The organism is Pseudorhodoplanes sp. (assembly GCF_059499825.1).
On sequence record NZ_JCABZI010000004.1, the window covers coordinates 67,210 to 92,793 of the forward strand.

Below are 25,584 nucleotides of genomic sequence, written 5' to 3' on the forward strand. Positions count from 1 at the left end.
ATGCCGGAATTCTCGACCACGCGGCGCGTGCGCCACAACGCGTCCGACATGTTCGATCTGGTCGCCGATGTCGAACGCTATCCGGAATTCCTGCCGCTCTGCAGCGGCATGAAGCTGCGCAGCCGCAAGGAGCAGGCGGAGGGCGTGGTCGTGATCGTCGCCGACATGACGGTTGCCTACAAGCTGATCCGCGAGACCTTCCGCAGCCGCGCCACGCTTGATCGCGCGAATTTGCGGATCCTTGTCGAATATCTCGAAGGCCCGTTCAGCCGGATGGAGAACCGCTGGGAGTTTCACCCCGTCCAGGAAAAACTCAGCGATGTGAAATTCTTCATCAGTTATGAGTTCAGGAGCCGGATGCTCGGCATGCTGATGGGCGCGATGTTCGAAACTGCCTTCCGGCGCTTCGCGGTGGCATTCGAACAGCGGGCCGACGCGATCTACGGACGAAAAAGCGCCTGACAAGCGTCGCTGTGATCAACCCTGTGGCGGTCGCGAGTCTTCGCCTTCCGCCAGATCGTGCAGCATCCGGAAAGCCTGCAGAACCGAGCGCTTTCGAACCTCCGCACGACCGACATCGCCGAAGCGGCGCTCGACATGGATCAGCCGTCCGGAGCGCGTAGCAGCGCCGAAATGCACCAGGCCAACCGGCTTCTCCGCGGTGCCGCCATCGGGACCCGCGACCCCGGTCACCGACACGGCGAGATCAACCGGCGCATGCGCGATCACGCCACGCGCCATCTGTTCGGCGGTCTCGCGCGAGACCGCACCGTGCAACCGCAAGGTTTCGGCCGACACGCCGAGCATGTCCTGCTTGGCCTGATTGGAATAGGTGATGAAGCCGCGATCGAGCATGCTCGAGACGCCGGGAATTTCAGTCAGCGTACCGGCCACGAGACCCGCCGTACAGGACTCCGCGGTGGCGACGGTCAGGTTCTTGCGCTTGCAGATGTCGAGCAGGCGCTTCGCCGCCTCGACGATGTCCTGGTCCAGCATGGCCGGTCAACTCGCGGGAAGGCGGATCGTTGCGGTGGCATAGGCAACCATGCCTTCGCGGCGTCCGATAAAGCCCATGCCTTCATTGGTGGTGGCTTTCACGCCGACCCGATCGGGCGTGATCCCGGCGATCTCGGCAATGCGCCTGCGCATGGCATCGCGATGCGGTCCGATCCTGGGCGCTTCGCTGACCACATTGATATCGAGATGCGCGATGATGCCGCCGCGCTTCGCGACCCGCTCGGCGGCAAACTTCAGGAACCGGTCCGAGGTCGCGCCCTTCCACTGCGGATCGCTCGGCGGAAAATGATCGCCGATATCGCCCTCGGCGAGCGCACCGAGAATGGCGTCGACGGCCGCGTGCAGCACCACGTCGGCGTCCGAATGACCGGACAGCCCGTGGTCATGCGCGATGCGCACGCCGCCAAGCGTGACGTGATCGCCGGGCCCGAACTCATGAACGTCAAATCCCATGCCGGCGCGGACATCGGACAACCGGTCGTGGAGCATGGTTTCGGCCCGCATGAAATCCTCCGGCGTTGTCAGCTTGAAGTTGCCGCTTTCGCCCTCGAAGGTGAAGACAGGATGACCGCCCCATTCCATCAGCGCGGCATCGTCGGTGAATTCGTCGCGGCCTGCCTGTGCGGCCTTGCGATGGACCGCGAGGAGAGGGCCGAAGGCAAAAGCCTGCGGCGTCTGCACGACGCGCATGGTGTCGCGGTCGGCCGTTCCGGCAATCCGGCCATCGGCGTCCACGGTCTTGACCGTGTCGGCAATGCGCAGCGCCGGAATGGCGGCTCCGGTGGTTCGGGCGGCCTCAATGGCGCGCGCGACTAAGGCGGGCGATGCGAAAGGCCGGGCGGCGTCGTGGATCAGCACCTGGGTTGGCCGCTCCGGTTCCAGCGCCGCAAGGCCGGCGAGGACCGACGCCTGCCGGGTCTCGCCGCCCGGCACGGGCGGGGGGAGGTCGAACCCTTGGGCTGCTTCGTCGTAAAGCTCGCGGTCGTCCGGATGAATGACAACCTGTACACGTGACACGCCCGGCGTCCCATGGAACAAGCCGATGCTCCGGCGCAGCGCTGAGGTGCCGCCAATCGGCCGGTACTGTTTGGGAATCCCTTCGCCGCTGCGTCGGCCGCGGCCGGCCGCGACCAGAATAACGGCAGTGTTCGAGCCCGTCATGCTACCAAAATACCATTGCTCATAGGGTCAAAACTCATGCACACAAAGTAACCCTTTTTGCACTGCAGCACTTGTGTCCGTCTCCAGATTGGCTAAACTCTATGCATCGATCAATCCGCCTACAATTTGTGCAGACCCTGCAAGCATGAACGCCACACAGATCACGATCGGAAGTTTGCCGGTCCCGAACCCGGTCGTGCTGGCTCCGATGTCCGGCGTGACCGATGCCCCGTTCCGCCGGTTGGCGGAGAGTCTCGGCGCCGGCCTAGTCGTATCCGAGATGGTTGCGACGTCAAAGCTTGCCGATGGCCGCCGCGACGCAGTGCTACGCGCCGACGGCAGCGGTGTCGCCATCAACGCAATTCAACTCGCCGGTTGCGAAGCCCATTGGATGGCGGAAGGGGCGCGCATCGCGGAAGCGGCCGGCGCCGACATCATCGATATCAATATGGGCTGCCCGGCCAAGCATGTGACCAACGGCCAGTCGGGCTCGGCGCTAATGCGCGATCTCGATCACGCCATGACGCTGATCGACGCGACCGTCGGCGCCGTCTCGGTTCCGGTGACGCTCAAGATGCGGCTTGGCTGGGATCGCGATTGCATGAATGCGCCCGAACTGGCGCGCCGGGCCGAGGCATCCGGGGTCAAGCTGGTCACCGTGCATGGCCGCACCCGCAATCAATTCTATAAAGGCAACGCCGACTGGTCCGCAGTCCGCGCCGTGAAGCAGGCAGTCTCGATCCCCGTGGTGGTGAATGGCGATGTCACCACATGCGACCAAGCGCGCATCGCGCTGGCGGAATCCGGCGCCGACCTGGTGATGATCGGCCGGGCAGCCCTTGGACGGCCGTGGCTTCCCGGTCAGGTCGCGCGGCATCTCGAGGGCGGGGCGACCGAAGGCGATCCGTCGCTGCCGGAGCAATTCAGAATTGCGAGCACGCTGTACCAGGAGCTCGTCAGCCATCACGGCATCGAGATCGGGCGGCGACATGCGCGCAAGCATCTCGCAGCCGCGATCGACGTAGCCGGCGACTATGCCGGTGCCCCCGCCGAGGTCGTGAAGTCGCTGCGCGGGCCGGTTCTCACCGCCGACACGCCGGGGGAGACCCTGCGCCTGCTGGCAGAGGCTTATTCGGCGCTCGAGGCGGTTGCCACAGACGCTTCCAACACACCGGGATTGAGGGCCGCGGCATGAGTTTTCGCCCCGCCAGTTTTCTCGCAGGCAGTCCGGACGCGGTCGTAAACGCGCTGCCGTTGCCGGTCGTCGTCGTCGCTGCGGACGGCAAGATCGTCGACGCCAATGTCGCGGCCGAGAATTTCTTCGAAGTTTCGGTCCCGCTGCTCAAGCGTCACCTGCTGCGCGAACTGATCCCGTTCGGCAGTCCGCTGCTGGCGTTGGTCGATCAGGTGCGTGAACACGGCGGCGCGGTCAACGAATACCGGGTCGATCTTTCGACCCCGCGCAATCCCGGCGAACACATCGTCGACCTGTATGTCGCGCCGTTGCCCGAACGTCAGGGCCACGTGGTGGTGATGCTGCAGGAGCGCACCATCGCCGACAAGATGGACCGCCAGCTGACGCATCGCGGCGCGGCGCGCTCGGTCAGCGCACTCGCATCGATGCTTGCGCACGAGATCAAGAACCCGCTCTCGGGCATTCGCGGCGCCGCGCAATTGCTCGAACAATCCGCCGGCGACGAAGACCGCACGCTGACCCGGCTGATCTGCGACGAGGCCGACCGCATCGTGAAGCTGGTCGATCGCATGGAGGTGTTCGCCGACGAGCGCCCGATCGAGCGCGCGCCGGTCAACATCCATGCCGTGCTCGAACACGTGAAGCGGCTCGCGCAGTCCGGCTTCGCGCGCCACATCCGCTTCGTCGAAGAATACGATCCCTCGCTGCCGCCGGTTCTCGCCAACCGCGATCAGCTGGTGCAGGTTTTCCTGAATCTCGTGAAGAATGCCGCCGAGGCGATCGGCGAGGGCGCGATCGACGGCGAGATCCACATGACCACGGCGTTCCGTCCGGGCGTTCGGCTGACGCTGCCGGGCAGCCGGTCGCGGGTGTCGCTGCCGATGGAATTCTGCATCAAGGACAACGGTCCGGGCGTGCCTGCGGACCTGCTGCATCACATGTTCGACCCCTTCGTGACCACCAAGCAATCGGGATCTGGCCTCGGACTTGCATTGGTTGCGAAAATCATTGGCGATCATGGCGGCATCATCGAATGCGAATCTCAATCCCGGCATACGACCTTCCGGGTCCTGATGCCGATGTATGCCGGAAATGGCTCCGATCCGGTTCTGGCCGAAGAGCCGGAACCAGCGGAGGCGCAAGCCCAATGAGCAGCCGAGGCTGAATGCAAATGCCTGCGGGAAACATACTCGTCGCTGACGACGACGCCGCGATTCGAACCGTACTCAACCAGGCCTTGTCCCGGGCGGGTTATGAAGTCCGGTCCACCAGCAACGCGGCAACACTCTGGCGCTGGGTCAGCCAGGGCGAGGGCGATCTGGTGATCACCGATGTGGTGATGCCGGATGAGAATGCGTTCGAGCTGATCCCTCGCATCAAGAAATTGCGGCCTGAACTGCCGATCATCGTGATGAGCGCGCAGAACACCTTCATGACCGCGATCCGGGCCTCGGAACGTGGCGCTTACGAATATCTCCCCAAGCCGTTCGATCTGAAGGAACTGATCGGCATCGTCGGCCGGGCGCTGTCGGAGCCGAAGGACAAGCCGCGCAACACGAAGCCGGACGAGATCGATTCCTCGATCCCGCTGGTCGGGCGTTCTCCTGCGATGCAGGAAATCTACCGCCTGCTGGCGCGGCTGATGCAGACCGACCTGACGGTCATGATCACGGGCGAGTCCGGGACCGGCAAGGAACTGGTGGCGCGTGCGCTGCATGATTACGGGAAGCGGCGCGGCGGTCCGTTCGTCGCCATCAACATGGCCGCGATCCCGCGCGACCTGATCGAGTCCGAATTGTTCGGCCACGAGAAGGGTGCGTTCACCGGCGCCAATACGCGTTCGTCCGGCCGTTTCGAGCAGGCGGAGGGCGGCACGTTATTCCTCGATGAGATCGGCGACATGCCGATGGAAGCGCAGACGCGGCTGCTGCGCGTACTGCAGCAAGGCGAATACACCACGGTCGGCGGCCGCACGCCTATCAAGACCGACGTGCGCATCGTCGCCGCCACCAACAAGGATTTGCGGATTCTGATCCAGCAGGGCCTGTTCCGCGAAGATCTGTTCTTCCGCCTGAACGTGGTGCCGCTGAGGCTGCCGCCGCTGCGCGAGCGTCCGGAGGACGTCCCCGATCTGCTGCGTCATTTCTTTGCGATCGCCGAGCGCGAGGGTTTGCCGGGCAAGCAGATCGACCAGGCTGCCCAGGAGCGTCTGAAGAAATATTCGTGGCCCGGCAATGTGCGCGAGCTGGAAAATCTCGCGCGCCGGCTTGCCGCGCTCTACCCCCACGACGTCATCACATTGGCGGTGATCGAATCCGAGCTAACACAGCCGGCCGTCACCCAGGATGTGGAAACCGGCGCACCGGATAATCTGTCGGCTGCGGTGGAGCGCAACCTCGCCCGCTATTTCTCCGGTTTCCAGGACGGCTTGCCGCCCCCGGGCCTGTACCATCGGGTGCTGCGCGAAGTGGAATACCCGCTGCTGACTGCGGCTTTGACCGCCACCCGGGGCAACCAGATCCGGGCGGCCGATCTGCTCGGGGTCAATCGCAATACCCTGCGGAAGAAGATCAGGGACCTGGATATCCAGGTTATCCGCACGACAAGCTGACCGCGTCGCCGCGGAATTGTCGCAATCTCGCAACAATGTTGTATAAATACACCATTGCGGCCTGACTTCGGCTGTTCAATCAAGCACGATCGCAGGGGGCGATGGCTAGCGCGGACCAATCGTTGCCGCTCGAGAAATCGACCGCCCAAACTCCGCCGCGCCGCCTGCCATGGCGTGCCATCGGATTCGTGGCCGTGGGCGCGGCCCTGTTGTCGGCGCTGGCGACCTTTCTGGTCCTGTCGGGACTGACGCCGCTGCCGCCGACGCACAACGTCGTCGTCAGCCTCCTCGGGATCAACGGACTGGCGGCGCTGCTGCTGGTCGCCATCATCACCCGCGAAATCATGCAGATCGTCCAGGCGCGCCGCCACGGCCGCGCCGGATCGAGACTGCATGTGCGGATCGTGGGGCTGTTCGCGATCATCGCCGCGGTCCCCACCATTCTGGTTGCGATTGTCGCCACCGTTACCCTCGATCGCGGCCTCGACCGCTTTTTCTCGGCTCGCACCAAGGCGATCATCGAGAATTCGCTGTCGGTCGCGGAAGCCTATCTTGGCGAACACGCGCAGATGATCCGCGGCGACATTCTTGCCATGGCGCAGGACGTGGCGCGCGCCAAACCGCTGTTCGATTCCGAGCGCGACCGGTTTCAGCAATTTTTCACCGCCCAGGCGACCATCCGCGGGCTTCAGGTCGCCGTCATGCTCAACTCCGAGCTGGAAGTCGTGGAGCGCACCACGCTGCGCACGACCCAGGATTTTGCGATCCCGAATAAGGACGTCCTCAAGTCGTTGAACGAGACCCAGCCGCAGATCGCGGTCATTCCGGGCGCGAATTACGTCGCCGGTATCATCAAGCTGCGCAACTTCGATGCGACGTATCTTTATGTGGTGCGCTCGCTCGATCCGCGGGTGGTCGCGCATTTGCGCGATACACGGGCAAGCGTGTCCGACTATGCGCTGATGGAATCGCGCAGGGCCGGTGTCACCGTGGCCTTTGGGCTGATGTATACGGTGATCGCGCTGATCGTGCTCTTGTCGGCGGTGCTGATCGGCCTGAATTTCGCCAACCGCCTGGTCGCACCCATTCGCCGCCTGATCGGCGCAGCCAATGTGGTTGCGACCGGCAATCTGCACGTGCAGGTGCCGGTGAACCGGTCGGAGGGCGATCTCGGACAATTGGGCGAGACCTTCAACCGGATGACGCACGATCTGCGGACGCAGCGCGATGACCTGATGAGCGCCCGTGACCTGATCGACAGCCGGCGCCGCTTCAGCGAAGCGGTGCTCGCCGGCGCCAGCGCAGGCATCATCGGTGTCGACCATGACGGCAAGATCAGCATCCTGAACCGGTCAGCCGAGCAGTTGATCGGCTCGCCCAGCACGGACGTGATGGGCAAGCCGCTGCTCGATGTCGTCCCCGAGCTTGCCGAGCTTGTCGGGCAGGCGATCGAGGGCGGCCAGCGGCTGGCGCAGGGGCAGGTGACGTTGAGCCGCAAGGCGCGCGAGCGCAATCTGTCGGTCCGGGTTGCCACAGAACAATCCGCCGATGCCGAGCACGGCTATGTGGTCACGCTCGACGACATCACCGACCTCGTGGCGGCGCAACGCACCTCCGCATGGGCCGATGTCGCCAGACGCATCGCGCACGAGATCAAGAACCCGCTGACTCCGATCCAGCTGTCGGCCGAACGGCTGCGCCGCAAATACGGCAAGGTGATCGTCGAGGACCGCGCGATCTTCGAGCAATGTACCGACACGATCGTTCGCCAGGTCGACGATATCCGCCGGATGGTCGATGAATTCTCCCGCTTCGCGCGCATGCCAAAACCGGTGATGGAGCAGGAAGATGTCGCCGATACCGTACGCCAGGCGGTCTTTCTGATGCGGGTCGGGCATCCGGATGTCGATATCGACCTGTCGATTTCCGAAGATCCGATGCTGGCACGGTTCGACCGGCGCCTGGTATCGCAGGCGCTCACCAATATCATCAAGAATGGCACCGAGGCCATTTCCGCGCTGCCCGACGGCTCCGAGAAGGGCCGGATCGAGGTCTCGGCCACGCAAAGCGATGGTCAGGTCTTCATTGACGTGATCGACAACGGCATCGGTCTGCCGAAGGAGAACCGCTCGCGCCTGCTCGAACCCTATGTCACCACTCGCGAGAAGGGCACCGGCCTGGGCCTTGCGATTGTCGGCAAGATTCTGGAAGAGCATGGCGGCGGCATCGAATTGCATGACGCATCGGAAAAAGAAGCGGGACGCAGAGGCGCGTGGATAAGGCTGCGCTTTGCCGTCAATCCGCCGCAACCCAGCAGCACGAGTTCTAACACCGACGATAAATCCCGGCTTGCGAGCAGCGTAACATCATGACGGCAGAAATTCTCATCGTCGACGACGAACCCGACATCTGCGAACTGGTCGCGGGCATTCTCCAGGACGAAGGCTATTCGACGCGCACCGCACGCGACGCCGACGATGCGCTTTCGGCGATCAAGCTGCGCCGGCCCAATCTGCTGTTTCTCGATATCTGGCTGCAGGGATCGAAACTCGACGGCCTGCAAATTCTCGATGCCGCGAAGGAGCAATATCCCGACCTGCCGGTCGTGATGATTTCCGGCCACGGCAACATCGAGACCGCGGTCGCCGCCATCAGGCGCGGCGCCTATGACTTCATCGAGAAGCCGTTCAAGGCCGATCGCCTGGTGCTGGTGGCGGATCGGGCGCTGGAGAATTCGCGCCTCAAGCGTGAGGTGAAAGAACTCAAGGCGATCTCGCCGGTGCCCGCCGCGCTGATCGGCAAATCGCCTGCCATGAACCAGTTACGGCAGACGATCGAAAAGGTCGCGCCGACCAACAGCCGCATCATGATCATCGGCACCTCGGGCTCCGGCAAGGAATTGTGCGCGCGTTCGGTTCACAATCTGTCGGCCCGCGCGAGCGGACCGTTCGTTGTCATCAACGCCGCCGCGATCACGCCGGAATTGATGGAGGTCGAGCTGTTCGGCGTCGAGCAGTCCAATGGCGGCCAGGCCCGCAAGGCCGGCGCGCTGGAGGAGGCGCATGGCGGCACGTTGTTCATCGACGAGATCGCCGACATGCCGCGCGAAACCCAGAACAAGATCCTGCGCGTGCTGGTCGACCAGACGTTCCATCGCGTCGGCGGCAATACCAAGGTCGCCGTGGACGTGCGGATCATTTCCTCGACCGCCCGCAACCTGGAGGGCGAGATCGCGGCCGGACATTTCCGCGAGGATCTCTACCATCGGCTGTCGGTGGTGCCGATCCGGGTGCCGCCGCTTGCCGAGCGGCGCGAGGATATCCCGATGCTGGTCGAATATTTCATGGACCAGATTTCGGCCGCCACCGGCCTGCCGAAGCGCACGATCGGCGACGACGCGATGGCGGTGCTGCAATCGCATGACTGGCCGGGCAATGTCCGCCAGCTTCGCAACAATGTCGAACGGCTGATGATCCTCGCCGGCGGCGATCCCAATGCTGTCATCTCGTCGAGCATGCTGCCGCAAGATGTGGGCTCGATGGTGCCCTCGATGCCGAACGGCAATGGCGGCGAACAGCTCATGAGCCTGCCGCTGCGGGAGGCCCGCGAGATGTTCGAGCGCGAATATCTCGTGGCGCAGATCAGCCGGTTCGGCGGAAACATTTCTCGCACCGCCGAGTTCGTCGGCATGGAGCGATCCGCCCTGCATCGCAAGCTCAAAGCGCTGGGAATCGGCTGAGACGACAGAGCGAGATTGCCGTGCCGCGCATCGCCTATGTGAACGGTCGCTACCTGCCGCACCGCGACGCCGCGGTTCATGTCGAGGATCGCGGCTACCAGTTCGCCGACGGCGTCTACGAAGTCTGCGAGGTGAGGGGAGGCCGGCTGATCGACCAGCGCCGGCACATGGAGCGGCTCCAGCGCTCGCTCGCCGAATTGCGGATCGCGATGCCGATGTCGCTTCGTGCGCTGGACGTCGTGTTGCACGAGGTGGTCCGTCGCAACGGCGTGCGAAACGGCATCGTCTATCTGCAGATCACGAGGGGCGTTGCGAAGCGCGACCACGCATTTCCCGCCGACGATACGCGTCCGGCCATCGTGGTCACGGCCAGCCGAATCGATCCGGCCAAGACCGAGCGGCTGGCCGCGGACGGGATCGCCGTGGTGACTGTGCCGGACAACCGATGGGACCGGGTCGACATCAAGTCGATCGCGCTTCTGCCAAATGTGCTGGCGAAGCAGGCCGCGCGCGAGCAGGGCGCTCGCGAGGCCTGGTTCGTCGCCGGGGACGGGACGGTCACCGAGGGGTCGTCGTCGAACGCCTGGATCGTGACCGCCGGCAACGAGGTCGTGACCCGCGCCGCCGACCGGGCGATCCTCAAGGGCATCACCCGGACCGTGCTGCTCGACGTCCTCAAGGCTCACGATCTCACTCTGGTGGAGCGCCCATTTACCGTTGCCGAGGCGGTGGGCGCCCGCGAAGCGTTCATCACCTCGGCCAGCCAGATCGTGATGCCGGTTGTCCGGATCGACGGACAGCCGATCGGAAACGGCGCACCCGGCCTGATCGCGAGCGCCTTGCGTGCGGATTTCCACCGCTATGCAGAGGAATCGTGACGATTTGTCCGTTTGGTGGGGCCGTATGCGCCCATGTTGGGCTTGCGCGGGCTCCGGCCGTGCCATCTAATACGTCGCCCCAAGTCCTCGTGGGTGACACGAACGAGGGACGATGAGACTTGGCAATAACGTCCTGCGGGTACGGGGTCCGCGGGCAAGAAAATGGAACGAACGGCCATGGCCGCCGAACGACAACAAAACCTCCAGGACACTTTCCTCAACCACGTCCGCAAGGCCAAGATTCCGCTCACGATCTTCCTCGTGAACGGCGTCAAGCTGCAGGGCGTCGTGACATGGTTCGACAATTTCTGCGTGCTGCTGCGGCGGGACGGGCACTCGCAGCTGGTCTACAAACATGCCATATCGACCATCATGCCGGGACACCCGATCCAACTGTTCGAGGGTGCCGAGGAAGGCGCCGGCGAGAAGGGCTAGAGTGGCCAATCTGAGCTCCTAGCGCCGAACCGGGATTCGCGTTGCAGCCACGCCGTCGCGAGCAGAATGCGGGCCAGTTGAGCACGGACGATCCGGGCAAGACCACCGGCCGTGCGCTGGTCATCGGACCCTATCTGCGCCAGCAGAAATCGACGGCGGGCAGCGCCATGCGGTCGCCGCAGGCGCGCATGGAGGAGGCCGCCGGGCTCGCGCTCGCGATCGATCTCGACGTGATCGACACCGGGATCGTCGCGCTGAGCGAGATCCGGCCCGCGACCTTTATCGGCAAGGGCAAGGTCGAGGAGATTGCCGGCCTCGTCAAAGCGCATGACATCGGGCTTGTGGTGATGGACTGCGCGCTGTCGCCGGTGCAGCAGCGCAATCTGGAAAAGGCCTGGTCCGCGAAGGTGCTGGACCGCACCGGGCTGATCCTCGAGATCTTCGGCAAGCGCGCCCAGACCAAGGAGGGCGTGCTGCAGGTCGAGCTTGCGCATCTGACCTATCAGAAGAGCCGGCTGGTCCGCTCGTGGACCCATCTGGAGCGGCAGCGCGGCGGCTTCGGCTTTCTCGGCGGCCCGGGCGAGACCCAGATCGAAGCCGACAGGCGCGTCATCGAGGAACGCATCGCGCGGATCGAGGCCGAACTGGAAAAGGTCAAGAAGCGGCGCAAGCTGCATCGCGCCAGCCGGGCGAGGGTGCCTTACCCGATCGCGGCCCTGGTCGGTTACACCAATGCCGGCAAGTCGACCCTGTTCAACCGCATGACGCGGGCGAAGGTGCTCGAGGCCGACATGCTGTTCGCGACCCTCGACCCGACGCTGCGGGCGATCGACCTTCCGCACGGCACGCGCGTCATCCTGTCCGATACCGTGGGCTTCATTTCCGAATTGCCGACGATGCTGGTCGCGGCGTTCCGCGCCACGCTGGAGGAGGTGACCGAGGCCGACGTCATCCTGCATGTCCGGGATATTTCGCACGAGGATACCGAGGCGCAGCTCGAGGACGTGCAGGAGGTGCTGAAAGCGCTCGGGATCGATGAAGCGCGACGCGGCCGCGTGATCGAAGTCTGGAACAAGATCGATGCACTGGACGCCGAGTCGCGGGCGCGGGTCGACAACATGGCCGCGCGCGTAGCGCCTGATCAGCAGCCGATCCTGGTATCGGCGCTGACGGGCGAGGGCATCGATACGTTGCTGGCCGCCATCGAAGCACGCCTCGCAGAGACCCGGATCGTGCTCGACCTGGTGCTGGACGGCGCAGACGGCGCAGGCTTGTCCTGGCTCCACCGCAACACCGAAGTGATCGCCCGAACATCGCTGGAAGACGGCAAGGTGGCCTTGAGCGTGCGCGCCGATCCGGTCAAGGCCGGTCAGGTCCGGACGCGCTTTGCCGGTGCTATACCGGTCTCCTGAGCGGCAACACCGCCTTCGGCCGGCTCCCTCTGGTTCGCTTTTCTTTCGTCCACCTTGGCCTGATCCCAAAGCGCATCCATCTCCGCCAGGGTGGCATCCTGCGGCGTCCTGCCAAGACGCGACAGCGCCGCCTCGATGAAGGCGAAGCGTCGTTCGAATTTCGCATTGGTGCCGCGCAAGGCTGCATCCGGATCGACGTCGAGATGCCGGGCGAGGTTGACCAGCGCGAAGAACAAATCGCCGATCTCGTCCGCGGCGGCGTCCTTGTGCATGCCGGACAGCGCCGCCTCAAGTTCATCCGCTTCCTCGCGGATCTTCGCCAGAACCGACTTCGGATCGTTCCAGTCGAAGCCGACCTTCGAGGCCTTCTGCTGAAGCTTGAGCGCGCGCGTCAACGCCGGCATGCCGACGGGAATGCCGGCGAGGGCGCCCGCTTCGTCGTCACGGCCTCGCCGTTGCCGGCGCTCGGCTTTCTCTTCGGCCTTAATCCTGTCCCACAGACCTTTGACTTCGTCGGGCGTCAGCTCGGCCGTATCGCCGAACACATGCGGATGCCGCCGGATCAGCTTTTCGGTGATCGCCAGCACCACATCATCGAAGGCAAAGCTGCCTTGCTCTTCGGCCATCCGCGCGTGGAAGACCACCTGCAGCAGCAGGTCGCCGAGTTCGTCCTTCAGGTCGTCGAGATCGCCGCGCGCGATTGCATCCGCGACCTCGTAGGCTTCCTCGATGGTGTATGGCGCTATCGACCCAAAATCCTGCTTCAGGTCCCACGGGCAACCGGTGACCGGCGTGCGAAGCGCCGCCATGATATCGATCAGGCGCTGGAGGTCGCGGGAGGGCTTGATGGCGGAGGTCATGAAGACGATCTGCCGGTGCGGTGGCGTTCAACACAAGCCTTTATCGAGCGCCGTCCCCAGGAGCCAGGAACCGCAATCCCCGATTCGCATAAGACATATTATGGAATATTGTTAGATAGGCTGTTTAGGCCGTGGCCCAAGCACTTGGATCGCTATCTGCGCTGCCTCGTGACGGCAAACCCGTTTTAACACAATGGCTTGCGTCGATCTCCGAACAGGCCGCGGCAGCCATCTCAAGCGGAAATCTGCAGGCCGTCATAGCCCGGCTCGACATGCGGCGGCAGCGCCTCGCGCAGCGCGTCGTAATCCAGGTCGGTGTGCATGTTGGTCAGGATCGCCCGCTTCGGCTTCAGCCTGCCGATCCAGTCGAGCGCGTCCGACAGCGAGAAATGGCTCGGATGCGGCGTATGGCGCAGCGCGTCCACGATCCAGACATCGAGCCCGGTCAGCGCCTCCGCGCTCTCATCGGGCATCCCGACCAGGTCGGCCGTGTATGCGATGCCGCCGAACCGGAAGCCGAGGCATGGAATGTCGCCGTGGTCGAGCAGCACCGGCAGCGCGGTCACGGCGCCGCCATCGCCCTGGATCGAGACCGGCTCGCCGGGCCGGATCCGGTGCTCGGTCAGGATCGGCGGATACGCGCTGCCGGGCGGCGTCATGAAGCAATAGCCGAAGCGCGCGTGCAGCGACCGCGATGTCGGCTCGTCGAGATAGGCATCGATGCGGCGGCGATGCTTGATGAACAATCCACGCAGATCGTCGATGCCGTGGGTGTGGTCGGCATGCTCATGGGTGAACAGCACGCCGTCGAGCTTGGTGACGTTCGCATCCAGAAGCTGCTCGCGAAGGTCCGGCGACGTATCCACCAGCACGGAGGTCGTTCCGGCGGGGCCGGCCTGCTCGACCAGGATCGAACAGCGACGCCGCCGGTTTCTCGGATTGTCCGGATTGCACGCGCCCCAGCCCAGCGCCGGGCGCGGTACGCCGCCGGACGAGCCACAGCCGAGAATCGTGACGATCGTGCTCATGCGGCGGCTGAGATGTTACGCGGCACCTTGTTGAAAAGGCGGAAGAAGTTCTCGGTGGTCTGCTCGGCGATCTGCGCCGCCGAGACGCCGCGCGTTTCGGCCAGCGTCCTTGCGGTCTCGACCACATAGGCCGGCTCGTTGCGCTTGCCGCGATATTTGCCGGGCGCCAGGTACGGCGCGTCGGTCTCGACCAGAATGCGGTCCGCCGGCAGCGAGGCCGCGATGTCGCGCAGTGCCTGCGAGGCTTTGAAGGTCAGGATGCCGGTGAAGGAGATATGCAGGCCGAGCGCAATCGCGCGCCGTGCAAGCTCGGCGCCGCCGGTGAAGCAATGCAGAACGGCAGGGAAGGCCCCCTTCCCCATTTCCTCTTCCAGGATGCGCGCCATGTCCTCGTCGGCCTCGCGGGAATGGATCACCAGCGGCAGTCCGGTTGCGCGCGCGGCGGCGATATGGGCGCGGAAGCCTTGCTCCTGGGCCGGGCGTGGGGATTTGTCGTAGAAATAATCGAGCCCGGCTTCGCCAATGGCAACCACCTTGGGATGGGCGGATTTCGCGATCAGATCGGCGGCCGTAATGTCCAGTTCCTCATGGGCGTGATGCGGATGCGTACCGACCGAACAGAATACGTCGCCGTGGCGTTCGGTGATCGCAAGCAAATCCGGCAGCCGGCGCACCCGGGTCGAGATCGTCACCATGCGGCCGATGCCGGCCGCGCGCGCGCGGCTGACCACGCCGTCGAGATCGGCGGCAAGGTCGGGGAAATCGAGATGGCAATGGCTGTCGACCAGCATGGCGTTCAGGACCCTTTGGCGGCAGCGTGATTGGCGAGCGCCGCGATTGCGTTCATATCGCTATGCTCCGCCTGCAAATCCACAAGAAAAGGCGTTCGCCGCCCGGCGACCCGGATGGTCATCCCGGTGGCTTCGGGTCTGGCGACGTCGAGGATCGCCGCCAGCGGAACACTGAAATCGCGATTGGCGTAGAGCCCAAGCGTGGTGATGTCGGCCACGTCGCCGTTGCGGACAATCCGCACCACATAAACGTTGCCGTAGAAATGCAGCGCCACCAGCGGCAGCAAGCCGATCGCGATGACGATCGCAATCGCCGCCGGCCGGGTCCCGCCGGTCCACAATACGCTGGCCCAGTAAAACCAGCCCACCGACCAGACCACCGCGGTCACGATGCTGAACCGCGCCCGCTTGGCCCGCTTAAGATTTTCGTAGAGCACCGTCATCGCTGCCTGCCGCCGCACCTCAGGCCTTGGCGGCCTCGGTGTCGATATAGCGCGGGAACACCGCAACGGGAGCGGGCAGATTGACGCCGGAAGCGAGCCGGTGTCCGCCGCCTAGCCTCGTGAAATCCCGCTCATCCGCCGGCACCGCCAGCAGATCGAGCAGTTTGCCGGCCGATTCCGGTACGAAAGGCTGCGCCAGGATCGCAACCTGCCGGACCACTTCCGCCGTCACATACAGCACCGTGGATTGCCGTTCGGGATCGGTCTTCGCCAGCGCCCATGGCGCCTCGGCCGCGAAATAGCGATTGGCATCGGCCACCACGGTCCAGACCTGATTCAGCACCTGATGCAGCGCCTGCGTTTTCATCGCCTCGCGTGCACCCTCGAGCATGCCGTCGGCGGCCGCTAGCATGGCCTTGTCGCCGGCCGAGAATTCGCCCGGCTCCGGCATCACGCCACCGCGTTGCTTCGCAATCATCGACAACGAGCGCTGTGCGAGGTTGCCGAGGTCGTTCGCCAGTTCCGCATTGATGCGGGTGGCGATCGCCTCGTAGCTGTAATTACCGTCCTGGCCGAACGGCACTTCGCGCAGAAAGAAATAGCGAATCTGGTCGACGCCAAACGTGTCGGCCAGCGTGAACGGATCGACGACGTTACCCGTCGATTTCGACATCTTCTCGCCGCGGTTGAACAGGAAGCCGTGGCTGAAGATGCGGCGAGGAACGGCCACTCCGGCCGACATCAGGAAAGCCGGCCAATAGACCGCGTGGAAGCGCACGATGTCCTTGCCGATCACATGCAGATCGGCCGGCCAGTATTTGCGGAACATCTCGCTGTCGACATCGGGATAGCCGATCGCGGTGATGTAATTCGTCAGCGCATCGACCCACACATACATGATGTGCTTGTCGTTGCCGGGCACCCGCACGCCCCAGTCGAAGGTGGTGCGCGAGATCGACAGATCCTGCAGGCCGCCCTTCACGAAGCTCGCGACCTCGTTCAGGCGCTCCTTCGGCAGCACGAAGTCGGGATGCTCTGCGTAGAGGTCGAGCAGCTTGTCCTGATAGGCGGAGAGCCGGAAGAAGTAGCTCTCCTCCTCCACCCATTCGACCGGCGTGCCGGTCTCGATCGCAAGCCGGGTGCCCTGCTCGTTCAGCCGGGTTTCGTCTTCGGCGAAATAGCGCTCGTCGCGCACCGAATACCATCCCGCATATTTGGCGAGATAGATGTCGCCATTGGCCTCCATCTTCTCCCAGATCGCCTTGGACGAGGCATGGTGGCGATCCTGCGTGGTGCGGATGAAGTCGTCATTCGAGCAGTTCATCCGCTCGACCATCGCCTGGAAGCGCGGCACGTTGCGCTCGACCAGTTCCCGGGCGGTCAATCCTTCGCGCGCGGCGGTCTGCTGGATCTTCTGTCCGTGTTCGTCGGTGCCGGTGAGGAAATAGACGTCATAGCCGTCGAGGCGCATGAAGCGGGCGATGGCATCGGTCGCAATGGCTTCATAGGCGTGACCGATATGCGGTACGCCGTTCGGATACGAAATCGCGGTGGTGATGTAGTAGCTGCGGCGCGCGGGCGTCTCGGTCGCAGCGGGACGGAGATCGAGCTGGGGCGCCGGCGGAAGCTTGGGACGGGGCTTCGGCGCCGGCTTGATCACAGCCGGTGCCGGCACCGCCGCCGGAGCCAATGGCCGCTCATTTGTCTGTGCCGCAGGAGCTACGGGTTTCGCAGGCTTGGCAAGTCGCGTCTTTCGCGTTGGCGCGGGAGCCTTGCGGGCGGCAGCCTTCTTCGCAGGCTTCTTCCTGGCTGCGGCCGCTTTCTTGTTTTTCTTGGCGGCGACTTTGGTCGCCTGGACCGGTGCCCTGCTCTTTTTCGCCGATGGCTTTTTGCGGGCCGCCGATTTTTTACCGGCCAGCTTCTTCTTCCGGGCCGCCGTCGACGTCTTGCTGCTGGCTGCGACCTTGCTCTTGCGTTTGGCTTTGCTCGCGCGTTTGGCCTTGCTCGCGCGTTTGGTCTTGCGCGCGCCGGCCGCTGGCTTCGCCGACTTCTTCGCGGTCTTGCGTTGCTTGGACTTCGACTTTTTCGCCATGGATCACTCGGCCGTCAGCGGATGCGGTTTCGGAGGAGAATAACCGCGTTTATCGCGGTTCTGCGGAATTCGAGCCGAGAGCTATCAGCCGCGTGCGGCATCGGCAAGGCGGCCGAATGTTTTGAAGATCAGAGGCTTCCGATCGAGATTATAGGTATCGACCTCGCGCGCCGCGATATTCAGATCGCTCCAGACGAGCGCCACGCGGGCCGCCTTGTCCTTGTCGTGAGTGCAGTCCGCCAGGCGGGCCGAGAGCCAGTCGCTCACACTGTCCATGACGATTTCGAACACGCGTGCGTCCGCCATCGCGAGACCATCGGCGAGCGCGTGCAATTCGCGCATGTCAATCGCCGGCAATCGCGCCAGCAGGGTGGTCATCTGCTTGCGCAATTTGAACGCCGGGCCTTCCGACAGCGACAGCGCACGGCTCACGCTGCCTTCGGACGCCGCGACGATGGCCGGGTCCGGCTCCTCTCCTTTTGCCGCGGCCAGCGCCCGCGCGAGCTCATCAGGCGCCAATGCGCGCAACAGCAAACGATGGCAGCGCGACCGGATGGTGGGCAGCACCGAGCCGGGAGCGTGGCTCACCAGAAGGAACAACGTGCGCGCGGGCGGCTCTTCCAGACCCTTCAGCAGCGCATTGGCGCTTTCAGAATTGAGATCGTCGACGGCGTCCACGATCCCCACCCGCCATCCGCCGAGGCCCGCCGTCGCGCCAAGAAACGACGCCACCTTGCGGGCGTCGTCGACCCGGATGACCGTCCGCAGCTTGCCGGTGTCGGATAATGTGCGCTCCAGCACCAGCAGATCGGGATGCGATTGGGCTGCAACCATACCGGCGACCCGGTGATCCGACGCCACCGCGAGTGTTGCGGCGGCTTGAACCGCGGGTGCTGCCGGGTCGGGATGTGCGAGAACAAAGCGCGCCATGCGAAACGCCAGCGTCGCCTTGCCGATGCCAGGTGGCCCGCCGATCAGCCAGGCATGCGGGATGCGTCCCGAGCAATAGGCATCCAGCAGGGTGCGCTCGGCTGCGGCGTGCCCGAACAGGTCGCCGGTTTGCCGCGGATGCGGAATGCCGTCATCATCCGTGCCGGCCGATGCCCGGCTCACGAACCAATTTCCTCGATCGCGAGCGGCGCGGTGGCGGGATCGAGCCTGCGGTTCACGACCGACCAGACGCGCTCGGTCACCCGTTCGGGCGTCTCGCTGGCGTCGATGAGTACGCAGCGCTCCGGCTCGGCGATCGCTAATTGCCGGTAGGCCTCGCGAAGCCGCTCATGAAAGGCGATGTCCTCGCTTTCGAACCGATCGATGGCGCCGTCGCCACGCCGCGCATGGGCGCGCGCAAGACCGGTCTCCGCCGGTGCATCGAGAATGATGGTGAGATCGGGCTTGTTCGGCCCGACCGTGATTTTTTCCAGCCGCTTGATCAGGCGCGGATCGACATGGCCGAGCACGCCCTGATAGACGCGCGTCGAATCGGCAAAGCGGTCGCATATCACCCAGTGGCCGCGATCCAGCGCGGGCTTGATCGTATGCGCGATATGATCTTCGCGCGCGGCAGCAAACAGCATGGCCTCGGCTTCCGCGCCAAGCGGCTTGGCCGCACCGGACAGGATCACATGCCGGATGACTTCGGCGCCGGGGGAGCCGCCCGGTTCTCGCGTCTGCGTCACCGCAATCCCGAGCACCTTCAGCCGTTCCGCAAGCCTCTGCGCCTGTGTCGACTTTCCGGTCCCCTCGCCGCCTTCAAAGGTGATGAATTTACCGCGCATGCTGGTCGCCCCGGCCGATCGGACCGCCGATATCGGCTTCTGACTTTATAGCTTTTGAAGGCCGGCGCGGAACCAGCCGCCGAACAATTCCGTCAGTCCGTCCATCGCGCGCCGATGCAGCGGTCCACCCGCGACCGGTTCTGCCGCCTGCAACGGGATCTCCAGCGCAACATTGTCGCCGCGCCAGACCTTCAGCACACCAATCGGCTGACCCTGCGCGACCGGAACCCGCACCGGCCCGCGATAGACGACACGAGCGACGATGCGATCCGTGGTGTTCTTCGGGACCATCAGCCGGATCGGCGCCTTGCCCTGCGCTTCCAGCGGGACGTAGCGTTCCTCGCCACCGTAGACCCGAGCATCGCCAATGCGCTGTCCCTGCTCAAACAGCACGCGCGATTCGAACCCGTTGAAGCCGAAATTCAGCAGACGCCGCGCCTCGTCTGCGCGTTCGGTCGCCGATTTCAGGCCGTTCACCACCACGATCAACCGCAGATCGTTCTGTACCGCGGAACCGACCAGACCATAGCCGGCCTCCTTGGTGAAGCCGGTTTTCAGTCCGTCGGCGCCGATATTCATCGCGAGCAACGGATTGCGGTTCGACTGGCGGATCTTGTTCCAGGTGAAGTCCTTCTCGCCATACCATTTGTAGAAATCCGGGTAGGTATGGATGATGTGCCGCGCGAGCTTCGAGAGTTCGCGCGCAGTGACCCGCTGCTCCGGATCCGGCAGCCCGGTCGAATTGGTGAAGTTCGACTGCGTCATGCCGAGTTCGCGCGCGCGCCCGTTCATCAAACGCACGAAAGCCTCCTCGCTGCCGGCGATCCCTTCGGCCAATGCGATACAGGCATCGTTGCCGGACTGGATGATGGCGCCGTGAAGCAGATCGGAGACCGAGACCCGGCTATGGATCGGCGCGAACATGGTGGAGCCGCCGGATGGCGCGCCGCCGCGGCGCCACGCGTCCTCGCTGATGACGAATTCGTCCTCCAGCTTGATGTTGCCTTCCTTGATCTCGTTGAAGACCGTCTCGGCGGTCATCAATTTGGCAAGGCTCGCCGGAGCGACCAGCTGGTCGGCATTCTTCTCGAACAGCACGGTACCGGATTCCGCTTCGATCAGGATCGCGGTCGGCGCGGCGGTCTGGAAACCTTCATCCTTGGTCTTGCCACCGGCAATGGTCGCGGGCGCCGCAAACGATGCGCCGGCTGCCGCGACAAGAAACGACAAGGCAGCCAGAGCGCCGATGGCGCGTCGGGTCAACAGAATCATCGGATCGACAACACTACGTTGTGCGCGAAAACGCGCGCTTCGCCACCCCTGGTGAAGCCGGTCCTGCAGCGGTCTAATAAAGGCCGCGTCCGCTCATGAATCCGGCGCGCGCATCATAGCGCATGGAGCTGCCCGCGGAAACCGGGCGTGAGGCGGATCGCTCCGACCGCCCGACCGCGGTCGCGTCCGACAGGCGCGGCGACGTCGGCTCGCCGAGGTTGTAGGGGCGTCCGGCCGGAACCGGGACCGGCCCACCGACCGCGATTCCGCGCGGCGACTCAGGCAGCGCGATCGGGGCTCTGCCGGCCGAGGCCACAACAATCGGAGCCGGCGCCGGCTCGCCGTGCCGCAGGGTCGCGGCCAGCCGGCGATCGTCGGAGCCCTCGATCGCAGCGCGGCCGATATATTCGACCCGCACCTTGGCCACGCCATTGCCCTTGAAACCGAGAAGATCGGCGCTCTTGTGCGAGAGGTCGATGACCCGGTTGCCGTGGAACGGACCGCGATCATTCACCCGCACGATCAGCGAGCGCTTGTTGCTCAGATTGGTGACCCGGACATAAGACGGCATCGGCAAGGTCGGATGCGCGGCGGTGATCGATTCCATGTCGAACACTTCGCCATTGGCGGTGAGCCGCCCATGGAAATCGCGCCCATACCACGACGCCAGCCCCTCGGACCTGTAGCTGGTGTTTTCCTCGGGAACGAACGTGCGGCCGGCGACCACATAGGGCTTGCCGACGCGATAGACGCCGCCGCCCTTGGGGACGCGGTCGCCCAGCTCGACCACCCGCGGGCTCGACGCCACGCCGTATTTCGGGTCGACCTTGCGAGCAAATTTGTCGGACGAGGCGCAGCTGGCGAGCGCGAACGCGGCAGCTGTCACCGCCGCAACCCGGATCGCACGTTTCCCCCGAAACGACGGCATGCCGTCCCCAAATTGACCTGTCGGGGGCAAGGCCCCACCCCGGATTCACCATAGCGTGACCCGACCGCCACGCAAATGGGCGGACTAATCAATTGGTTAACGGGACGTTTGGCGCCCGGTATCATATGGCAGCGGCCAAGGATGATGTTACCTCCCCCTGCCCGTCGGGCGTTCGTGAAGATTGTTCGGCGCATCCGGGAATGATTCGGCGCCTTTCGCAATTGCGGTCGGGCAAGCCATAGGATGGTGGGGGCACGGGTCCCCCATCCGGAGTCCGCAAGCCTTCTCACTTTCATCTTCGCCTCATGGCGTCCATTCCCGCCGTTGCGCTTTTGCGTTCGGTCAGCTGTCAGCGATGTGCGCGATGCAGATTCGCCTGCAAGCAACGCACGCCGACGACGAGCCTGGTGCGCGCTTGTAAGTCGCGACCGATCCCGGCTTGCAACACCGGAACCCTCCTCGTTCCAATGAGAACGCTGACGCTCGGCTGAGGCGAACCCGGCCCTCAGAACAGCCGTGACGAGAATTTGTTCGATCGATGACGGTGACGTGGGCTCCGGTCGATTTCGCTCAGGATATGCACACATCTTCGCGCAAACGTAGCGTCTGAAAATCTCTTCACTTCATGAGGTGAAAAATCGCCGGCGGTTCGATCGAATGCCGAAGTCAAAAATGCGCATTGCGGGCGGCTGCAGATTGTCAGCGTTCTAATTTTCGAATCGCACTTCGCATATTTGGCAGCGCCTCCGTTGCACGTGCGATGACTGCACCAATCGTAAGACTTTGCACAAAAAATTTTCAGCCAGACTGGGATTAAACGTCCACTCACCTGTTCGCGTCGGAAAACCGTAAGAGAACTTGCCACCTCGTTTTAGTCGGCTAAAACGATAGTCGCGGTTTGCAACTTTCTCTCATCCTGGATTTTGCCGTGCCAGACTTCGATCTCTATTTCTTTCGCGCTGCTGAGCGCCTGGGTGTCTCGCCAAAAGTTGCTTTGCGTCTTATCCGCGCGCGCCGTATCGCCGCTGACTTTCCGCGTTGGCGTCGCAACCAGCGCGAAGTCGCAAAGATCAGAGCCATCTCCGCATTGAGCGGGCTGATCAAGCGGCAGCAGGGCTACTCTGTCTTCGAGCCTGGAACACTTCCAAATATCAGCCCGACACTTTTCGAAGGCGCCGTCGCTCAAGCAGCAATGCTGGCTGACGAGCGCGGCGATATGGTTGCGAAATCAAAGAAGCCATTCTTTGCGAATGTCATGACCGCTGACGATTTCGACCGGTGCGATAAAATCATAGAGCTCGCAAACCATCCGACCATGATGGAGATCGCGGCAGGCTATTTGGGAACCAGCTTCAAACTGCGTTCGGTCGGTGTGTATGTCAGTGAGAAGAACTACTCGCTGTATTCAAGCCAGCTGTTTCACTACGACATGAACGATCTCCACCAACTCAAATGCTTCATCAACGTGAATATGGTCACTGCCGAGAATGGCCCGCTCACCTTCGTGCCGGCGGATGTCTCGGAAGCAGCCGGGCTCTCCTGGGGCACGGGACAATTTACCGACGACGCCGTTTTCGCATCAGTGCCACGACCGGCCTTGATCGAGTTGGTTGGACCGCCGGGAACCGGTGCTTTTGTCGATACGTCAAGATGTCTCCATTTCGGGAGCCGGACGAAAACCGAACGCCGAGTGGTGATCATGATTCAGTACACGCCGGACCCGGACGTCTCGTTGAAGGCCAAAAGAAAGCAGGGCAAGAAAGGTGTGCCCGTCCTCATCGGAGAGGACTAGCCGACCGATGGAGGTGCGTGCCAGCGACGAAGTGCACGAAGCAGTCGATCCAAATAGGCCCCTGATTCACATTGGCCTGCACAAGACCGGAACGACCTGGCTGCAGAAAAACATTCTGGGCTCTATCCATTTCGGATTCGGCCATTGGAATAGGGAGCTCTTTGAGCGTCGGAAATATCAAGACGTCTGGAAGGACTACCCTCCAGATTTCGACGCAGAGAAGCTTCGCGAGTATTTCACGGACAGGCTGACAGCACCCGCAGGTGTGCAACCGGTCCTTTCCTCCGAGAAGTTTTCGGGCAATCCGCTTTTCGGAGGGTACGACCGCTACGACATTGCTCATCGCCTGGCGAAGATTTTTCCCGAGGCGCGTGTGCTCATCTGCATACGCGAGCAGCGGAGCATCATCCGGTCGTCCTACATTCAATTCATCAATGCCGGGGGGCTCATCGGACTCGACGAATACATCAGCAGCAAGGAAACGCGGGGTCCCAGCTTCAGGCTGGACCATTTCCGTTATGACGTCCTGTTGGAATTATATCGTAGCCTGTTCGGTGCGGAGAATGTTCTGGTCCTCGCCTACGAGGAGCTCAGGCGAGATCCGTTGAACTACGTCAACAGGCTGCTTGCGTTTTGCAAGCTCCGCCAGATCGAAACATTTCCCGTCGACTTGCTTGAGGTGGTCCACAAATCAGCGAGTCCGACGGCAGTTAGTATACGTCGCCGCCTCAACCTTTTCATGCGAAGGGACTACGTTAACGGCTTTACCCCCCTTGGGTCCAACGTAGGCCAACGTGTCGGCGAGCGAATTTGTAGAGCTTTCGACTGGGGGATCTTTGAGGCGAGCCACCGGAAGGTCTCGAGAACTTGGGACACAATCATCGAAGCTCGAACTGCCGATTTTTTTCGTGAGTCGAATACCAGAACTGCCGAACTAACCGGGATAGACCTTCGTTCTTTTGGTTACGCGATGTCCTCGAACGGTGATCGCTCGTCGTAAGTCTTCAGCCGACTGCACCTTACCAAGGGTCGGTGAATTTAATTCGCCTCACGTTTGCAGTACGCGGCGCGCAACCACGACCCCGACGCCAAAAGCGAGTTTGCTAGGCATATCCTCGGAAACGAAAACCGGTTCCAAACCGTAGCGGGGCAGATCGGCAATTTGGGCTGCAAAGAATTTTCTCGAAGCAATCAGATGCCTTCGCATGGGGCTCGTGTTCCAGTCCGCAAAGGGCTCGAACATGGCGACATGTCCCGAGCATACGGCAGCGATCTGCCCAAACACCTCGTCCCGGATGGCCTCCATCTGTTCCAGTGCTAGCATGCTATAGACCAAATCGAAGCTGTTCTTTTCGAATGGAAGTTGCGCGGCACTGCCCTGAAAAAAGCTGACCGCGCGATGCGCTTGATCGTTTACGATCGGCAGGGGCGAAAATGCCGCCAATTGATCAGGCAGCTTTGGAGAAGCCCGAAAGGTCTGCGCGATCTCATTCCCGGCCGAGGTGAGCTCGATGCCTGTAAACTTAACATCCGGAAATTGTGCGGCAAGGATCAGTAGGTTGAGCCCCATCCCACTGCCGACTTCGAGAACGCGCGCTGGTCTCAGGGTCTCGATTATGCGCATCAACACAAACAAATGGACGCGCTTGATGCCATTGCTATAGCCGAAATAGCGCCTGTCCCCCCACACGATGGGATCGAGGTCGCCGGCCTGTTTTGTGAAACGGGCGAGCGCCGCTTCCGACGTCCATTTCTTCTCGTACACGTCGCGGACCCGATCCACGTCGCCGGAGCGAAACAACTTGCGCCACCATTGCGCTTTCTTGTTCACCTTATTGCTGAGCTGCTCCGACCTTTTGTCCCATTCCACATCGCTATGAGGAACCGCTCGCTGGATGGCGGAGGCAAAAATGTCCTGGATCTGCTCAGGCCTGATTTCAATGTTCAGTTTCTGCTCCACGCCTTAGCTCTCCATGAGACCAAATCGCAGTCTTGCCCATCCCCGCAACCGGCCCGTCTGCCGCCGAAAATGGTAGAAGATCGGTACAAATCAGGGTATCGAGCGCACTTGCTGGGCCAGATAGCCTATCGATTGCAACGCTGGAAGGGTGGCCGAGTGGTTTAAGGCAGCGGTCTTGAAAACCGCCGTGGG

The 25,584-nt window shown here is 63.2% G+C and carries 24 protein-coding genes; 12 read left to right on the top strand and 12 right to left on the bottom strand.

Features of this window, described 5'->3' with window-relative positions; all coding sequences use genetic code 11:
* Positions 1 to 462 (top strand): type II toxin-antitoxin system RatA family toxin, encoded by a 462-nt coding sequence (locus AC5I5I_RS06950; protein ID WP_495971289.1) that lies wholly within the window; start codon positions 1 to 3, stop codon positions 460 to 462.
* 15 nt (positions 463 to 477) lie between these two features.
* Here AC5I5I_RS06950 and AC5I5I_RS06955 read toward each other — a convergent pair whose 3' ends face one another.
* A complete protein-coding gene (locus tag AC5I5I_RS06955) occupies positions 478 to 996 on the bottom strand; it encodes a CinA family protein (protein WP_495971291.1) in 519 nt (172 codons plus the stop codon).
* Positions 997 to 1,002: 6 nt separating this feature from the next.
* Complete coding sequence (locus AC5I5I_RS06960; RefSeq protein ID WP_495971293.1) at positions 1,003 to 2,178, bottom strand: bifunctional 2-C-methyl-D-erythritol 4-phosphate cytidylyltransferase/2-C-methyl-D-erythritol 2,4-cyclodiphosphate synthase; 1,176 nt, start codon at positions 2,176 to 2,178, stop codon at positions 1,003 to 1,005.
* Positions 2,179 to 2,323: 145 nt separating this feature from the next.
* Here AC5I5I_RS06960 and dusB point away from each other — a divergent pair, with 145 nt between their 5' ends.
* The 8 genes from dusB to hflX all read left to right on the top strand — a co-directional run bounded on the left by dusB (position 2,324) and on the right by hflX (position 12,448).
* Positions 2,324 to 3,373 (top strand): tRNA dihydrouridine synthase DusB, encoded by a 1,050-nt coding sequence (gene dusB, locus AC5I5I_RS06965; protein ID WP_495971295.1) that lies wholly within the window; start codon positions 2,324 to 2,326, stop codon positions 3,371 to 3,373.
* The gene (locus tag AC5I5I_RS06970) at positions 3,370 to 4,524 is read left to right on the top strand and encodes a two-component system sensor histidine kinase NtrB (RefSeq protein ID WP_495971297.1); all 1,155 of its coding nucleotides are present in this window, start codon (positions 3,370 to 3,372) and stop codon (positions 4,522 to 4,524) included. Before dusB ends, AC5I5I_RS06970 begins: the two co-directional genes overlap by 4 nt.
* Before the next feature lie 20 nt (positions 4,525 to 4,544).
* Complete coding sequence (gene ntrC, locus AC5I5I_RS06975) at positions 4,545 to 5,984, top strand: nitrogen regulation protein NR(I) (protein WP_495971299.1); 1,440 nt, start codon at positions 4,545 to 4,547, stop codon at positions 5,982 to 5,984.
* Positions 5,985 to 6,085: 101 nt separating this feature from the next.
* On the top strand, positions 6,086 to 8,356 hold the full coding sequence (locus AC5I5I_RS06980; RefSeq protein WP_495971301.1) for a sensor histidine kinase NtrY-like: 2,271 nt from the start codon (positions 6,086 to 6,088) through the stop codon (positions 8,354 to 8,356).
* Positions 8,353 to 9,723, top strand: a complete 1,371-nt coding sequence (gene ntrX, locus AC5I5I_RS06985; RefSeq protein WP_495971303.1) for a nitrogen assimilation response regulator NtrX — start codon at positions 8,353 to 8,355, stop codon at positions 9,721 to 9,723. Before AC5I5I_RS06980 ends, ntrX begins: the two co-directional genes overlap by 4 nt.
* Before the next feature lie 20 nt (positions 9,724 to 9,743).
* The gene (locus tag AC5I5I_RS06990) at positions 9,744 to 10,601 is read left to right on the top strand and encodes a D-amino-acid transaminase (protein ID WP_495971305.1); all 858 of its coding nucleotides are present in this window, start codon (positions 9,744 to 9,746) and stop codon (positions 10,599 to 10,601) included.
* Positions 10,602 to 10,778: 177 nt separating this feature from the next.
* On the top strand, positions 10,779 to 11,036 hold the full coding sequence (gene hfq / locus AC5I5I_RS06995; RefSeq protein ID WP_495971307.1) for an RNA chaperone Hfq: 258 nt from the start codon (positions 10,779 to 10,781) through the stop codon (positions 11,034 to 11,036).
* A gap of 41 nt (positions 11,037 to 11,077) precedes the next feature.
* Positions 11,078 to 12,448 carry a GTPase HflX gene (hflX, locus tag AC5I5I_RS07000; protein ID WP_495971309.1) on the top strand — a complete coding sequence of 457 codons (1,371 nt, stop codon included), beginning with the start codon at positions 11,078 to 11,080 and terminating at the stop codon, positions 12,446 to 12,448.
* Here hflX and mazG read toward each other — a convergent pair.
* The 5 genes from mazG to metG all read right to left on the bottom strand — a co-directional run bounded on the left by mazG (position 12,406) and on the right by metG (position 17,245).
* The gene (gene mazG / locus AC5I5I_RS07005; RefSeq protein WP_495971335.1) at positions 12,406 to 13,296 is read right to left on the bottom strand and encodes a nucleoside triphosphate pyrophosphohydrolase; all 891 of its coding nucleotides are present in this window, start codon (positions 13,294 to 13,296) and stop codon (positions 12,406 to 12,408) included. The two genes, hflX and mazG, sit on opposite strands and share 43 nt — an antisense overlap.
* A gap of 245 nt (positions 13,297 to 13,541) precedes the next feature.
* Complete coding sequence (locus AC5I5I_RS07010) at positions 13,542 to 14,336, bottom strand: MBL fold metallo-hydrolase (protein ID WP_495971311.1); 795 nt, start codon at positions 14,334 to 14,336, stop codon at positions 13,542 to 13,544.
* Positions 14,333 to 15,127, bottom strand: coding sequence for a TatD family hydrolase (locus AC5I5I_RS07015; RefSeq protein WP_495971313.1), 795 nt, complete (start codon positions 15,125 to 15,127; stop codon positions 14,333 to 14,335). Before AC5I5I_RS07015 ends, AC5I5I_RS07010 begins: the two co-directional genes overlap by 4 nt.
* Positions 15,128 to 15,132: 5 nt before the next feature.
* Entirely contained in the window at positions 15,133 to 15,570 is a 438-nt protein-coding gene (locus AC5I5I_RS07020; RefSeq protein WP_495971315.1) for a TMEM70/TMEM186/TMEM223 family protein, read from the bottom strand.
* 19 nt (positions 15,571 to 15,589) lie between these two features.
* Positions 15,590 to 17,245: a methionine--tRNA ligase gene (metG, locus tag AC5I5I_RS07025; RefSeq protein ID WP_495971317.1), complete on the bottom strand. Its 1,656-nt coding sequence runs from the start codon at positions 17,243 to 17,245 to the stop codon at positions 15,590 to 15,592.
* A 61-nt stretch (positions 17,246 to 17,306) separates the two neighbouring features.
* Between metG and AC5I5I_RS07030 the strand changes: the two genes are divergently transcribed.
* On the top strand, positions 17,307 to 17,705 hold the full coding sequence (locus AC5I5I_RS07030) for a hypothetical protein (RefSeq protein ID WP_495971319.1): 399 nt from the start codon (positions 17,307 to 17,309) through the stop codon (positions 17,703 to 17,705).
* 41 nt (positions 17,706 to 17,746) lie between these two features.
* Here AC5I5I_RS07030 and AC5I5I_RS07035 read toward each other — a convergent pair whose 3' ends face one another.
* From AC5I5I_RS07035 to AC5I5I_RS07050, 4 genes are all read right to left on the bottom strand, one after another.
* Positions 17,747 to 18,775, bottom strand: a complete 1,029-nt coding sequence (locus AC5I5I_RS07035; protein ID WP_495971321.1) for a DNA polymerase III subunit delta' — start codon at positions 18,773 to 18,775, stop codon at positions 17,747 to 17,749.
* Positions 18,772 to 19,440, bottom strand: a complete 669-nt coding sequence (gene tmk, locus AC5I5I_RS07040) for a dTMP kinase (RefSeq protein WP_495971323.1) — start codon at positions 19,438 to 19,440, stop codon at positions 18,772 to 18,774. Before tmk ends, AC5I5I_RS07035 begins: the two co-directional genes overlap by 4 nt.
* A 45-nt stretch (positions 19,441 to 19,485) precedes the next feature.
* Positions 19,486 to 20,712, bottom strand: coding sequence for a D-alanyl-D-alanine carboxypeptidase family protein (locus AC5I5I_RS07045; RefSeq protein WP_495971325.1), 1,227 nt, complete (start codon positions 20,710 to 20,712; stop codon positions 19,486 to 19,488).
* 73 nt (positions 20,713 to 20,785) lie between these two features.
* The gene (locus AC5I5I_RS07050) at positions 20,786 to 21,640 is read right to left on the bottom strand and encodes a septal ring lytic transglycosylase RlpA family protein (protein ID WP_495971327.1); all 855 of its coding nucleotides are present in this window, start codon (positions 21,638 to 21,640) and stop codon (positions 20,786 to 20,788) included.
* Positions 21,641 to 22,538: 898 nt separating this feature from the next.
* Here AC5I5I_RS07050 and AC5I5I_RS07055 point away from each other — a divergent pair.
* Together AC5I5I_RS07055 and AC5I5I_RS07060 are read left to right on the top strand one after the other, a co-directional pair.
* On the top strand, positions 22,539 to 23,432 hold the full coding sequence (locus tag AC5I5I_RS07055; protein ID WP_495971329.1) for a phytanoyl-CoA dioxygenase family protein: 894 nt from the start codon (positions 22,539 to 22,541) through the stop codon (positions 23,430 to 23,432).
* Positions 23,433 to 23,439: 7 nt separating this feature from the next.
* Positions 23,440 to 24,432 (top strand): sulfotransferase, encoded by a 993-nt coding sequence (locus AC5I5I_RS07060; RefSeq protein ID WP_495971331.1) that lies wholly within the window; start codon positions 23,440 to 23,442, stop codon positions 24,430 to 24,432.
* Positions 24,433 to 24,480: 48 nt separating this feature from the next.
* Here AC5I5I_RS07060 and AC5I5I_RS07065 read toward each other — a convergent pair whose 3' ends face one another.
* Positions 24,481 to 25,392, bottom strand: a complete 912-nt coding sequence (locus AC5I5I_RS07065; RefSeq protein WP_495971333.1) for a class I SAM-dependent methyltransferase — start codon at positions 25,390 to 25,392, stop codon at positions 24,481 to 24,483.
* Positions 25,393 to 25,584: the final 192 nt, after the last annotated feature.